The organism is Marinobacter albus (assembly GCF_030238305.1).
GTDB lineage: Bacteria > Pseudomonadota > Gammaproteobacteria > Pseudomonadales > Oleiphilaceae > Marinobacter > Marinobacter albus.
In genome coordinates this window covers 221,753-234,155 of the sequence record NZ_JASSQD010000001.1, presented here as the reverse complement: position 1 = coordinate 234,155, position 12,403 = coordinate 221,753, and the positions used below count along the sequence as shown (strand labels likewise).

The window sequence follows — 12,403 nt, the reverse complement described above, 5'->3', positions numbered from 1 at the left end:
ATACTCATCACAGGTGGCTGGCGCATACGGTGAAAGCAGCGCCTGTCCGGTTTACTGATCCAGGGGAACTGGCTTCGCTATCCCGTATCCCTGGGCGTAATCGAGCCCGAGCTGGCGCAGGCATTCTTTTACCTCGTCCGTCTCGACAAACTCGGCAATGGTTTTCAAGCCGGCCGCGTGTCCAATCCGGTTGCAGGCATCAACGATGCCCATGTCGATCGGGTCCGCGGTCATGTTGCGAATGAAGCCGCCATCCACTTTCAGGTAATCAATGGGTAGGGCTTTGAGGTAGGAGAAGGAACTCATGCCCGAACCAAAATCGTCCAGGGCGAATTGGAATCCGTCGTGGCGAGCCCGCTCAATGAAGCCGATGGTGTCGTTCAGATTCGCAATCGCTGACGTTTCGGTGATCTCAAAACACACGCGATTTGGCAGAATTGAATACTCCTCGACCTTGTTGCGGATGAAACTGAAAAGCTCGCCATCGCTTAACGATCCGCCAGACAGGTTAATGAAGAAGGTGCCAGTCGGTTCGCGACCCAAGCCGGTGCGGTCGAGATAGCCGAACGCCAGTTCGATGACTCGTCGATCGATTCTTGGCATCAAGCCAAAGCGCTCAGCGGCCGGAATGAACGCTCCGGGCGGAACAACCTCGTTGCCCTGTCGCAAGCGGACAAGGAATTCGGTACGGAATCCATCGTTACTCGCTTCCTGCAACGAGATCATTTCCTGGTGACACAGGAAGAAATCGTCGGTCTGCAAAGCGCCCTGCAGCCGACTGGTCCATTGCATATCCCGCTGGCGCTGCTGCATGTCCTTGTCGCTGGATTCGTAGACCTGGACGTTGTTTCGCCCCCGATCCTTGGCCGCGTAGCAGGCCAGATCTGCGTGACTGAGCAATTCGCTTGCCGTCTTGTAACGACTGCCGATGATAACCATGCCCACGCTCAAGGAGACCGCAAACGGCTTACCCTCCCAGACAAACCGGTATTCCCGGACTTCCTCGCACAGGGACTCGGCAACCTTGCGAGCATCGATGGCGTCACAACCGCGAAGCAGTACCCCGAACTCATCCCCCCCCAGGCGTGCCAGGGTATCGTTCGCACGCAAATTCTGGCCAAGCAGTTTCGCTAACTGTTTCAACAACTCATCGCCGGCCCTGTGGCCACAGGTATCATTGATGATCTTGAACTGATCAAGGTCCAGGTACAGCAGGACGCAGTCGCGGGCAGATTTCCGGGAATCATGGAGAGCCTCGTCCAGCTGGCGCTCGAATTCACGGCGATTAACCAGATCTGTAAGGCTGTCATGGTAGGCCATATGCTGGAGTGTCGATTCGGCCTCCTTCTTGGCAAGGCGGACGGTCACTTCCCGCATTTCGCGATGGATCGCCGGTATTAACCGGGCAAGATTGTTCTTCATTATGTAATCTTGCGCACCGGCCTTCATGGCCTTCACCGCAACGTCTTCACCGATAAGGCCAGAAACGATGATCACCGGCAGGTCGGCGGCAAACTGACGTGCCAGCTCAAGCACACGAAATGACGTAAACCCCGGCAGACTGTGGTCTGTAATCACAAGGTCCCATTCCGACGTCGTGAGCGCAGCCTCCATCGCGCTCTCCGTGTCCACCATCTGGTAATCCGGCTCAATCCCACCCTTCTTCAGAGTTCGCAGAAGGAGGAAGGCATCATCCTCCGAATCCTCGACCAGCAACACTCGCAGGCGATCATTGAATTCACTCACCATCGCCACCTTTTTGGAACGATCGGGTTACTCCCATCACGGGAACTCTGTTAACGGTTAACCAGTATCGAGCCAGCAAACTCATCTGTTCGCTGAACTTACTGTAGTCGATCTGCTTTGTTACGAAGCTGTTGGCCCCTAACCGGTAGGCTTCGCGAAGTTCCTGGGGCTCATCCGACGAGGTGACCATGACCACCGGAATCCAGTCGGTCTTGGGCGAGGACCGAATTCGACGTAGCACTTCCAGGCCACTCACCTTGGGCAGTTTGAAGTCGAGCAATACAACGCCTATCGATTCGACTTGCTCGGAGCGCTCACGGGTTTCGGTTCCGAAAAGGAAATCTAGCGCTTCCTGTCCGTCTTCGAGCATGATTATGGGGTTGTATCTACTCGCATTCCTGAGCGCGCGCATCGTGAGAACCTGATCATCCGGGTTGTCCTCCACGACCAGAATCGAATAGTCATCCATACCCATACACGCTCCATTTCCATTGGAATATCAAAGGCATCGCTATACACAATGCCTTACTTTTGTATTGACGAAGGGAACCTTACATAGAAGCAGGCGCCCTTGTCGACTGAGGAGTCAGCGTAAATTTCACCGAAGTGTCGCCGCACAACCCGGTCAACCGTGGCCAGCCCCAGCCCCGTCCCTACGAACTCCGAGGGGGTGTGCAAGCGATTAAACGCGACAAACAGCTTGTCCACGTATTTCATGTCGAACCCGACACCATTGTCCCGAATTGCAACGGTAATACTGTCAGAAGCTTCACAAGCCGTCACAGCTATGCGGCGCTCGCCGTTCTTGGACGTGTACTTCCAGGCATTCTCGAGCAGATTCTGAAAAGCAACGCGGATCATTCTACCATCGCCCACTACCCGAATACCCGGTTGTATCCGGACATACGTCGGGAGGGGGTCAGTGGTTTCCCTCAGCTCTTCCACAATTTCCTCAAGCATGGCGCTGAGATCGAGCTGTTTGATCTCCATCGCCTGACGGCTGACCCGGGAGAGTACCAGAAGCCCGTCAATCAGCCCCCCCATTCTTACGGTGGCCGTTCGTATCCTGGACAGGTAATCCCGTCCAGTCTCGTTTAGCTGGTCCCCACAGTCCTCTTCGAGGGCCTGACCGAAACCCTCAATCGCCCGCAGCGGCTGCCGAAGGTCATGGGAGACCGAAAAACTGAAGGCTTCCAGTTCCCTGTTGGCAAGACTCAGCTCCGAGGTGCGATCAGCCACGGTCCGCTCCAGTTCGTCACGACTCTGAAGTATCTTCAGGTTCTGCTGCTGGACGGTTCCAATCATCTCGTTGAAGGCACTGCCCAGCCGTCCGAGTTCGTCTTTTCCATAGACCGGCACCCGGATGGAATAATCGTGGTCCCGGGCAATCCGCTCGGCGGCATCCGAGAGCTGAAAGATCGGCTCAGATACCAGTCGCTGCAAACGCAACGCGACCCAGGCCAAAATCATCTGGATCACAATCCCGATGCTGAAAGTCACCAGGATGAAAGCCCTGATATGCTCACGCAACACCTCCAGCCGGGACATCAGATAGAATTGACCGACGATGTCACCGTCGAGCATTACCGGCTCCAGAAGACGATAATAGTCGCCAACAAAACCAACCTCTGGCGGAACGGAAAGGGCCGGGCAGCTGGCATCATCCGACTCGTCCAATGCGCTCACCACTCGCCCCGCAACGTTATACACGCACACCTGTTCGATGGTTCCGATCTGGCGCAGGCTCGAAATTATGGTGCTGAGTTGCTGATCATCCTCGAACAGAAGCGCAGCCGCGGACTGCTCCGCCAGAATGTCCGCGATGACGTGCAGTTCCGACTCGAGCTGCTCCTGATAGTTCTCGTTTTCAACCACCACAAGACTGGTACAAACGAGCAGGATACCCAGCGTACTGATCGACAGCGTGAGCAAGAGCAGTTTGGTTTTAAGTGGCCAGTACTGCCAGCGCCAGCGGTCCATCATCGGATGACCCTCACGGCAAGTTCCAGCAATCGGGAATTGACATGGAGGCCCGCGCTCTGGGCAGCCTTCAGGTTAATCTCGAACCGGATAACATTGCCTTCCTTCACGTATCCGATGATCCCGCCATCCTCCACAAAGTCGGGAATCTCACTGATCGTTAGCATTTGACGGTCATGTGCATAACCGATGATGGCCGGCAAATCCCTGGATCTGGCACTGCCGACAAACAGGACCTGACAGTCGTCACTGTCGGAAAGCGATTCCGGATAACCCAATGCCAGAGGCCGCCCCTGCGAGACACGGCCATCCAGTTGCTGCAGCACGTCACCAAAGGGGTCCTGCCCCAGAACACAGATCTTCAGGTCAGGCACATCCGACAGTGGATCTGCCCAAGTGATGAAGCGTGTGAAATTATAGAGGAAGGCTGCTTTGACCTCGTACTCCGAGCGCACGGAAGCACTGGAGGCTCCGACGACGGCGCACAAAAGCGATGCGACAAGGAATTTCAAAAACACCTAAGGGCAACCCCCGGCTATCCATTTCATCGAACCCTTACCCTGAAGGCCGCACGTCGTGTGCAACCGATAAGCTAGCCCGGAGTGTTTAGATTGATCACGATCCAGATTTGGCGTATCGGAGGCTCTTGCATGACACCCTGGCAAACACCCCCGATATTCCCCGAAAGGTTAGCACCGGTTTCCGTCTCGTCAATAAACCGATCCCAATTAACCCCTTACGGATGAGACGCTTGTGGCAGTATCTCCATCGATTTGCGATTCTATAACAACATGTCCCCTTGCTTCTCTGGTAAATCGCTCACTTTATGAAAACAAATCTGATCACCCGCGAAGGTTTCGACAAGCTGCAGGAAGAGCTGGATTTTCTCTGGCGCAAAGAGCGGCCCGAGGTGACCCGGAAAGTGACCTGGGCGGCGAGCCTCGGTGACCGCTCGGAAAATGCCGACTACCAGTACAACAAGCGGCGCCTGCGCGAGATAGACCGCAGGGTCAGGCACATCAGGAAACGGCTTGAAAGTGTTCGAATCGTGGATTATTCCGAGCTTCAGGAGGGCCGCGTGTTTTTTGGCGCCTGGGTCAGGCTGGTCGACGATGAGACCTCCCTGACTTTCCGAATTGTCGGCCCGGATGAAATCTATGAGCGAAAGGACTATGTCTCGATCGATGCTCCGATTGCCCGTGCATGCCTTAAAAAAGAAGCGGATGATGAAGTAATTGTCCGCACACCGGTAGGCGAGAAAACCTGGTACGTCGATCAGATCTGGTATGAAACGGACAAGGCCTGAACCAAAAAAAACCCCGTAAAAACGGGGTTAAGGCTAGCGCTGTGCTGGAGGGAGAAGCAAGCTATGGTTGAGACTTGCCTCAACATCTTCATCTTCCATTCTGCACAGCCGGGATTACAGCAGAGTGGCCAGCGAATTACCTTTTGGACAGGGCAGGGGCGCACCGGCCTGGACAAAATTAGGTTGCACACTCTAGGGCCTGGCGCTAGTTTTCGGGCAAAGAATTCCACCACGATTTCCAGTCACGGAGCTTGCAAATGAACACTCAGAAATTGCTGAACTTTGCCCTTGAAGGCATCGATACTCTTGGTTATCGCCTTGATCAGATGGGCATTACCGGCAAGGTCAACCGCCACAACATTGCGGCCTATCTGATGGCGGAACAGAAGTATCTGGAAGGTGAATGGGACAGCATCCAGGCCAGAGTGGGTCGCCGCCGGTCCCAATTCGAACACATCACCCATACTCTGGAAACACGTGCCGACGCGCTGATTGCCCCGGTGCGCGAACGGGTCAACCGGTTCCGTACCGGCCAGTGAATTCAGACGTCGCTGGTCTTGGGTGGGTTGTGGGAGCCCTCCTCGCCTGAACTGGAAGGCAACTCAGCCTGGGTGGCCTTGATGCGTTTGCTCACACCCGAGAAGGCCGGCATATGAATTGATACGGTCAGCCCGGGCGGGGTGCTGCCCGGGTAAGTGTCGCTCAGCACAATGTGCCCCTGGTGGATTTCGGCCACCGCACTCACCAGACTAAGTCCCAGCCCATTACCCGGCAAAGACCGACTCTTGCCAACCCGGTAGAAGCGCTGGAACACCTGATCTTTTTCTTCGTCGGGAATACCGATCCCACTGTCCCGCACCTCGAAGATGGCATCTGCCCCGTCCCTTCGGACAGCGACTCCAATTTTTCCATGTTCCGGTGTGTACTTGATTGCGTTGTCGATCAGGTTACTGATCATCTGGAACAGCAGGTCCCGGTCGCCCTCAATGAATACGTCCTTGTTCAGTCGCTGCTCGAACGTCTGTTCCTTGTCTTCGGCCAGCGCTTCATACAATTCGCAGGCGTCGGTCACCAGTTCATCGAGGGAAACGGGCTTCATGTCGGCAGTGTTGCCACGGGTTTCCAGGCGGGCGATGCGCAACAGGGCATTGAAGGTTGCCAGCAACTGATCCGCCTCTGCCACGGCACGACCGGCCTGCTCGCGGGCCTCGTCGTTATCCACTGACATCAGCGTGCTTTCCAGCTGGTTTCTGAGTCGGGTCAGGGGCGTTCTCAAATCGTGGGCAATACTGTCGGACACGTGCCGGATACCTTCCATCAGATACACAATGCGATCGAGCATCTGGTTCAGGTTCTCTGCCAACTGATCGAAATCGTCGTCGGTTCCTCGGGTGGGAATCCGTAGCGACAGATGGCCGTTCATGATCCGCCGTGAGGTGTTGTTGATTATTTCGATGCGCCGGGTGGTGCTTCGGCTCATCAGGAAACCACCAAGCAGGGCAAGTGCCAGGGTAATCCCCATCCCCCAGTTGATGGCGGTTTCAATTACCCGCTTGAGGTTGGTCAGCTCGTCGACATCGCGGCCCACCAACAGACGCAAGCCGCCCTGAACCTCGAAAATCCGGGCACGGGCCAGGCGTTTCGGGCCATTCCAGCCAACCGCCTCGTCCAGCGTGAAGTTGATCCAGCCGCTGTCGGAGCGGGAGCCTTGAGGCCAGGATTCGATGTTACCGGCGAGTTTAAGAAAATCGTCGGTCGTGAGGAGATAGATGGACTTGGCGTTGGGGTCGCGTGAGACCCGCTCGCGAATGATGGTAATCAGGCCGTTCACACCCCGGCCGCGATACTGCTCGGCCAGACCGGCGATTTCCGCTTCGATGGTTTCGTCAGTCTGGGCAGTCATGAAGCCCGCAGTACGCCAGTAGATAAAGGCCAGTAACAAAAATACCGAGGTGGCAAAAACCACCATGTACAGCAGAGCGAGCTGGAAGGACGAAGTTCTTAGTTGACTAAGCAGTTTCACGCAACATGTACCCTGCACCCCGGATGGTCTGCAGTAAGGGTGTATCGAATTCCTTGTCGATCTTCGCCCGCAGGCGGCTGATGTGCACGTCAATCACGTTGGTCTGGGGATCAAAATGATAGTCCCATACCTTTTCGAGCAGCATCGTGCGGGTGACCACCTGGCCGGCATTGCGCATCAGGTATTCAAGCAGGCGAAACTCTCGGGGCTGGACATCAATGCTTTGGCCGGCTCGCTTCACGGTACGCGCCAGCAGGTCCATTTCCAGATCCGCCACGCGCAGTACCGTTTCGGTTTCGGCCGTCTGTCGGTTACGGCGAACCAGTGATTCGATCCGGGCCAGCAATTCCGTGAACGAGAAAGGCTTGGTGAGATAGTCATCGCCACCGCCACGCAGGCCCTCTACCCGGTCGTCGACATCACCCAGCGCACTGAGGATCAGCACTGGCACCTGGTTACCCGTGGCCCGAACCGTTTTGATGATGGACAGTCCGTCCATCCCCGGGAGCATACGATCCACGATCATGATGTCGTAGTCCTCGCTGGCGGCCATGAGCATTCCGTCTTTTCCGTCCGCGGCATGGTCCACGACGAAGTCTGACTCTCTCAGTCCTTTTACCAGATAGTTTGCTACATCCTGATCGTCTTCGATTACCAGTGCTTTCACCGGTTTTCCTCCCGATAGCGGATTACATTAATTACCGACAAGGGTACGAAGAAGTCAGGGGACGGGCCAGTTACGATCTTGTAAGAGGGTGTCGCCTATGGCGACGGTCGAGCACCGCTCGAAAACCACCCAAGACTGCTACCGGTCTCTCCCGAGGGCCGGTATTCCGCGCTTACCCAGCCTTCATAACCCATACTGTCGATCGCTTCGAAAACATTCGAAAAGTTAATCTCTCCTGTCCCCGGCTCATGTCGACCGGGATTATCGGCAAACTGAATGTGACCGACCCATGGTAACAGGCATTCCATGGATCGGATCAGATCTCCTTCCATGATCTGCATGTGGTACAGGTCGTACTGCAAGCGAACGTTATCGGCATCGACTTCCTCGATCAAGGCGAGCACCTTGCCTGAGGTATCCAGGATAAAACCGGGCATATCAACCCGAGAGTTGATTGCCTCCAGGCACAACGTGATATCTTCAGCAGCAAACTTTTCCGCAGCATAAGCCACGTTATCGACCAATGTCTGCCAGGCCACATCCTCCGACACCGAATCGGGCCGAAGTCCAGCCAGACAGTTCAGTCGCCGGCAGCCCAGAGCCCTGGCGTACTCGATGCCCTGATCCACACCAGCCCGGAATTCCTCCAACCGATCCGGCAAGCAGGCGATGCCCCGCTCACCGGCATCCCAATTCCCCGGCGGCAGGTTAAACAACACCTGGGTCAGGTTATTGTCACTCAGGGCCCGGGCCAGCAGATCCTTGGGATAAGCATAAGGGAACAGGTATTCGACACCAGCAAAGCCGGCCGCGCGGGCACGGGCAAATCGCTCGGTAAAATCCACCTCGGTAAACAGCATCGACAGGTTGGCGGCAAAACGTGGCATGTCTTACTCCTTCAGGCTGCGGCCAAGGGAACCCAGAAGCGAACCGTTCAGGTGTTCCAGTTCCAGCAGCAAACCACTGTGATCGACATCACTGTGGCCGTTGGCGACCAGTGACAGATATTCGTTGTGGACCTGCTGGGACAGCGGCAGGGTGAGCCCCTCTGCACGGGCTTCGTCCAGAATCATGCGCATGTCCTTGAGCTGAATGCGCGCAGGCGCGCCCGGTGAGAAGTTCCGATCCAGCATTCTCTGCCCGTGCAATTCCAGAATCCGGCTGCCGGCAAAGCCTCCCATCAGCGCCTCCCGGACGGCCGCCGGATCAGCGCCGCCCTTGGCGGCCAGCAGCAGCGCTTCGGACACAGCACCGATGGTGATACCCACGATGGCCTGGTTGGCCAATTTGGCCAACTGGCCAGTCCCAACCGGCCCGATTCTGGTGCAGGTTCCCAGTGTTGAGAAGATCGGCTCTGCGCGGGTCAGGTCATCCTCGGAACCGCCGGCCATGATGCTCAACCGGGCTTCCGCTGCCCCCACCGTGCCTCCGGACACCGGCGCATCAACGTAGCCAGCCCCCCGTTCTGCAGCCAGCTCGGCATGGCGACGGGCTACGGAAGGCTGAACCGAGCTCATATCAATCAACAGTGAGTCCTGCTTGAGCGCGTTCAGGGTACCCTGTCCTACCAGCACCTGATCGACGACGTCGCTGTTCTCCAGCATGGTAACCACCACATCCGCATCGCGCACCGCCTCTGACGGTGAGTCGGCAATTTCGGCCTCACCGGAAAACGGTTCGCATTTGCTGGCAGTGCGATTCCAGAGAGTCATCGGGAATCCGGCATCCAGCAGGTTGCGCGTCATGGGTGCGCCCATGAGGCCAATCCCGAGAAATGCGATGTGCGGTCGTGCTGAGATCATACCCGTAAATTCCATGCAGTGGTCTGAAGAGTGGTGCCATCGATTATACAAACAAAAACGCCACCAACCGGAACGGTGGTGGCGTTTCGAGAGATCCTCGCTGGAAGCCTTGGACTCAGGCCACTTCGGCCATCTGGTTCCGGATCTTCTTCATCGCGTTCTTTTCAAGCTGGCGAATCCGCTCGGCAGAGACGCCGTAACGGGCTGCCAATTCATGCAGCGTGGACTTGCTGTCGGAAAGCCAGCGCTCACGCAGGATATCCTGACTGCGATCATCCAGACCGTCCAACGCCTCCATCAGACGACCGTTGGAATCCTCGGTCCAGTCGGCGTTTTCAAGCTGGGTCGCCGGATCGCTGCGACGATCTTCAAGGTAATAGGCCGGTGCCTGGTACGCGTTATCCTCGTCGTCGTCCATCGGTCCATCAAAGGCGGTGTCTTGGGAGGCCAGCCGGCCTTCCATTTCACGGACAACACGCGGCTCAACGCCAAGATCGGCGGCCACCGCTTTCAGCTCATCGTGATTCAGCCAGGCAAGCTTCTTCTTCTGACTACGGAGATTGAAGAACAGCTTTCGCTGGGCCTTGGTGGTGGCCACTTTCACGATGCGCCAGTTACGCAGAATAAACTCGTGGATCTCTGCCTTGATCCAGTGCACCGCAAAGGATACCAACCGGACCCCGTATTCCGGGTTGAAGCGCTTCACCGCCTTCATCAGGCCAACGTTGCCTTCCTGAATAAGATCAGCCTGAGCCAAGCCGTAGCCGGAATAGCTTCTGGCGATGTGAATCACGAATCGCAGGTGAGACAGAACCAGTTGACGCGCGGCATCGACATCACCGTCGTAATGGAGCTTTTCGGCCAGCTCCCGCTCTTGATCCGCCGTGAGAACCGGAATGCGACCCGCAGCCTGAATATAAGACTCGAGATTGGCACCCGGAACCAGTCTGTCAATCAACTGTAAACTCGTACCCATGCTTTAACCTCCGAACCTGACAGCCGTTTAATATAGCAACTTAAAATTAGACTGCCAAGAACCTGAAAAGTTCCCGAATTCCTCAGTAAAACGTTTAAAATCAACCATCTGAAAAATTCACCGTGGCTTTCTCTGACCCCGAAACTACGCCAGGGCCACCTGCACTTTCAATACGGTTTTCCCGCAATCCGGATCATCCTCCGGCAATTTCGCCAGGCTCAATGTCGTCCAGATGCCGCTTTACTGCGACCCAGGCGCCTAGCCAGCCTAGCAGCATCGCAACAATAATCAACGTCAAGGCACCATCAACACTCAATCCATTCAGGGAGAACTCACTGCGATAGAGGCCGGCGAGACGTTCAATCGGCCCACTCAACCACCAGAGCGACAGTTGCAGAAGCACCCACGCCACGACGCCACCACCCAATCCAAACCAGGCACCGGTGTAAAGAAATGGCCGACGCACAAAGGCATCCGTTCCGCCCACCAGCTTGGCAACCAGAATCTCGTCGCGCCGATTTTCGATCGCTAATCGGACCGTATTACCGATTACCAACACCACGGCCGCAGCCAACAACAGAGAAAGCGCCCAGACCGCTCGGGCCAGCAAATCGGTCATGGCGTTCAGTCGCTGCAGCCAGCCGAGGTCCACCTGCACGCGCTCAATGCCCTCCATACCCTGGACAAAGCGCACCAGCCCCTCCACGCCGGCCTCTGAACGGGCACTTTCCTCCGGCGTGATGAGCAAGGTGTGGGGCAGCGGGTTATCTTCAAGGTAATCCAGTGCGTCCTCCAGCCCCGATGACGCCCGAAATTCGGTCAGCGCATCTTCCCGATTGACCAGCTCCACCTCGGCGACCCGCCCGTCGACCCCGATTTCCTCACGCAATTCGCGGGCATCTTCCAGGGGTACCTCCAGCTGCAGGTAAGCGGTCAGGCGGGCACTGCTTTCCCACCCCGCACTGACACCCTCAAGACTGGTGAGCAACAATAACAGAGCGACCGGTAGAGCCAACGCCACACCCATCACGGTCCACGTCATGAGACTCGCCACCGGCGTTTGCCACAGGCGCGCGGCACTGTCGCGTGCCACCTTGCGATGGTGGGTCAGGTAACTTTCCGCCTGCTGCCGCCAGGCTGCCCGGGAGGTCTTGGCACCCCTTGTTGCGTCGGCTTTTCGCCGTGGGTCAGTGGCCACTTGCACCTCCGACCAGCGGCGTACCGCCGGCGACCAACCGACCGTGATCAAGGGTCAGGGTACGGCGACCCATTTCATTAATCAGGGCAATATCGTGGGTCGCAATCAATACGGTGACACCAACCTGACTGAACTGACCGAACAGATTCATGATGTCGGCCGACAGTTCCGGGTCCAGGTTACCGGTGGGCTCGTCCGCCAGCAGTACCGGCGGTTTGTTGACCACGGCCCGGGCAATCCCGACACGCTGCTGCTCACCGCCGGAGAGCTGCATGGGGTTCATTTTTTCCTTGCTCAGCAACCCAACCTTATCGAGCGCTGCCCGCACCCGGCGACCGGCCTCACGGGGCGATGCCCCCATAACTTCCAGGGGCATTGCGACGTTGTCGTAGACGGTACGGTCAAACAGTAACTGGTGGTTCTGAAACACCACGCCAATATGACGACGGATGTAGGGAATCTGGCGGCGCGGCAGGCGGTTCAGAAGCTGCCCGCCAACGATCAGTTCTCCGGCGCTGGGCCGCTCCATTACCATGATCAGCTTCAGCAGGGTGCTTTTCCCGGCGCCCGAATGGCCAGTAAGAAACGCCAGCTCACCCCGATCAAGGCCGAAATTGACCTGGCGCAGGGCCGTGTGATCACTGTCGTATCGTTTGGTGACCTGACGAAACTCGATCATGGCTGGCTACTGCTCCGGTAAAGCCG

General features: G+C 56.8%; 13 protein-coding genes. 2 read left to right on the top strand and 11 right to left on the bottom strand.

From position 1 onward, the window contains the following. Window positions 1-51: 51 nt before the first annotated feature. The 4 genes from QQF73_RS01105 to QQF73_RS01090 are packed head-to-tail and all read right to left on the bottom strand — an operon-like array spanning window position 52 to window position 4,238. On the bottom strand, window positions 52-1,746 hold the full coding sequence (locus tag QQF73_RS01105) for a putative bifunctional diguanylate cyclase/phosphodiesterase (RefSeq protein ID WP_285366947.1): 1,695 nt from the start codon (window positions 1,744-1,746) through the stop codon (window positions 52-54). Next, a complete protein-coding gene (locus tag QQF73_RS01100; protein WP_219867255.1) occupies window positions 1,739-2,215 on the bottom strand; it encodes a response regulator in 477 nt (158 codons plus the stop codon). Before QQF73_RS01100 ends, QQF73_RS01105 begins: the two co-directional genes overlap by 8 nt. A gap of 56 nt (window positions 2,216-2,271) precedes the next feature. Further along, window positions 2,272-3,729 carry an ATP-binding protein gene (locus tag QQF73_RS01095; RefSeq protein WP_219867256.1) on the bottom strand — a complete coding sequence of 486 codons (1,458 nt, stop codon included), beginning with the start codon at window positions 3,727-3,729 and terminating at the stop codon, window positions 2,272-2,274. Further along, window positions 3,726-4,238, bottom strand: a complete 513-nt coding sequence (locus QQF73_RS01090) for a YfiR family protein (protein ID WP_285366944.1) — start codon at window positions 4,236-4,238, stop codon at window positions 3,726-3,728. The genes QQF73_RS01095 and QQF73_RS01090 overlap by 4 nt, the downstream gene beginning before the upstream one ends. 314 nt (window positions 4,239-4,552) lie before the next feature. On the opposite strand from QQF73_RS01090, the gene greB reads away from it, so the two are divergent. Both greB and QQF73_RS01080 read left to right on the top strand, forming a co-directional pair. Then, complete coding sequence (gene greB, locus QQF73_RS01085) at window positions 4,553-5,032, top strand: transcription elongation factor GreB (RefSeq protein ID WP_219867258.1); 480 nt, start codon at window positions 4,553-4,555, stop codon at window positions 5,030-5,032. Between the two features lie 257 nt (window positions 5,033-5,289). Then, window positions 5,290-5,571, top strand: coding sequence for a hypothetical protein (locus QQF73_RS01080; RefSeq protein WP_219867259.1), 282 nt, complete (start codon window positions 5,290-5,292; stop codon window positions 5,569-5,571). 2 nt (window positions 5,572-5,573) lie between these two features. Here QQF73_RS01080 and QQF73_RS01075 read toward each other — a convergent pair whose 3' ends face one another. The 7 genes from QQF73_RS01075 to ftsE all read right to left on the bottom strand — a co-directional run bounded on the left by QQF73_RS01075 (window position 5,574) and on the right by ftsE (window position 12,377). Further along, window positions 5,574-7,055, bottom strand: coding sequence for a HAMP domain-containing sensor histidine kinase (locus QQF73_RS01075; protein ID WP_219867260.1), 1,482 nt, complete (start codon window positions 7,053-7,055; stop codon window positions 5,574-5,576). Further along, a complete protein-coding gene (locus QQF73_RS01070) occupies window positions 7,042-7,722 on the bottom strand; it encodes a winged helix-turn-helix domain-containing protein (RefSeq protein WP_219867261.1) in 681 nt (226 codons plus the stop codon). Before QQF73_RS01070 ends, QQF73_RS01075 begins: the two co-directional genes overlap by 14 nt. A gap of 95 nt (window positions 7,723-7,817) precedes the next feature. Continuing rightward, a complete protein-coding gene (gene hyi, locus QQF73_RS01065) occupies window positions 7,818-8,609 on the bottom strand; it encodes a hydroxypyruvate isomerase (RefSeq protein WP_285366939.1) in 792 nt (263 codons plus the stop codon). Window positions 8,610-8,612: 3 nt separating this feature from the next. After that, window positions 8,613-9,524, bottom strand: coding sequence for an NAD(P)-dependent oxidoreductase (locus tag QQF73_RS01060; RefSeq protein ID WP_285366937.1), 912 nt, complete (start codon window positions 9,522-9,524; stop codon window positions 8,613-8,615). 115 nt (window positions 9,525-9,639) lie between these two features. Then, window positions 9,640-10,500, bottom strand: coding sequence for an RNA polymerase sigma factor RpoH (gene rpoH, locus QQF73_RS01055; RefSeq protein WP_219867264.1), 861 nt, complete (start codon window positions 10,498-10,500; stop codon window positions 9,640-9,642). A gap of 193 nt (window positions 10,501-10,693) precedes the next feature. Beyond that, the gene (ftsX, locus tag QQF73_RS01050) at window positions 10,694-11,698 is read right to left on the bottom strand and encodes a permease-like cell division protein FtsX (protein ID WP_219867265.1); all 1,005 of its coding nucleotides are present in this window, start codon (window positions 11,696-11,698) and stop codon (window positions 10,694-10,696) included. Continuing rightward, window positions 11,688-12,377 carry a cell division ATP-binding protein FtsE gene (gene ftsE, locus QQF73_RS01045; RefSeq protein ID WP_219867266.1) on the bottom strand — a complete coding sequence of 230 codons (690 nt, stop codon included), beginning with the start codon at window positions 12,375-12,377 and terminating at the stop codon, window positions 11,688-11,690. Before ftsE ends, ftsX begins: the two co-directional genes overlap by 11 nt. Between the last annotated feature and the right edge of the window lie 26 nt (window positions 12,378-12,403).

Excerpts from the sequence above, each read along its gene's own strand:
- QQF73_RS01100 (WP_219867255.1), bottom strand. The coding sequence starts at position 2,215 with ATGGATGACTATTCGATTCTGGTCGTGGAGGACAACCCGGATGATCAG.
- QQF73_RS01095 (WP_219867256.1), bottom strand. The coding sequence starts at position 3,729 with ATGATGGACCGCTGGCGCTGGCAGTACTGGCCACTTAAAACCAAACTG.
- greB (WP_219867258.1), top strand. The coding sequence starts at position 4,553 with ATGAAAACAAATCTGATCACCCGCGAAGGTTTCGACAAGCTGCAGGAA.
- QQF73_RS01080 (WP_219867259.1), top strand. The coding sequence starts at position 5,290 with ATGAACACTCAGAAATTGCTGAACTTTGCCCTTGAAGGCATCGATACT.
- hyi (WP_285366939.1), bottom strand. The coding sequence starts at position 8,609 with ATGCCACGTTTTGCCGCCAACCTGTCGATGCTGTTTACCGAGGTGGAT.
- QQF73_RS01060 (WP_285366937.1), bottom strand. The coding sequence starts at position 9,524 with ATGATCTCAGCACGACCGCACATCGCATTTCTCGGGATTGGCCTCATG.
- rpoH (WP_219867264.1), bottom strand. The coding sequence starts at position 10,500 with ATGGGTACGAGTTTACAGTTGATTGACAGACTGGTTCCGGGTGCCAAT.
- ftsE (WP_219867266.1), bottom strand. The coding sequence starts at position 12,377 with ATGATCGAGTTTCGTCAGGTCACCAAACGATACGACAGTGATCACACG.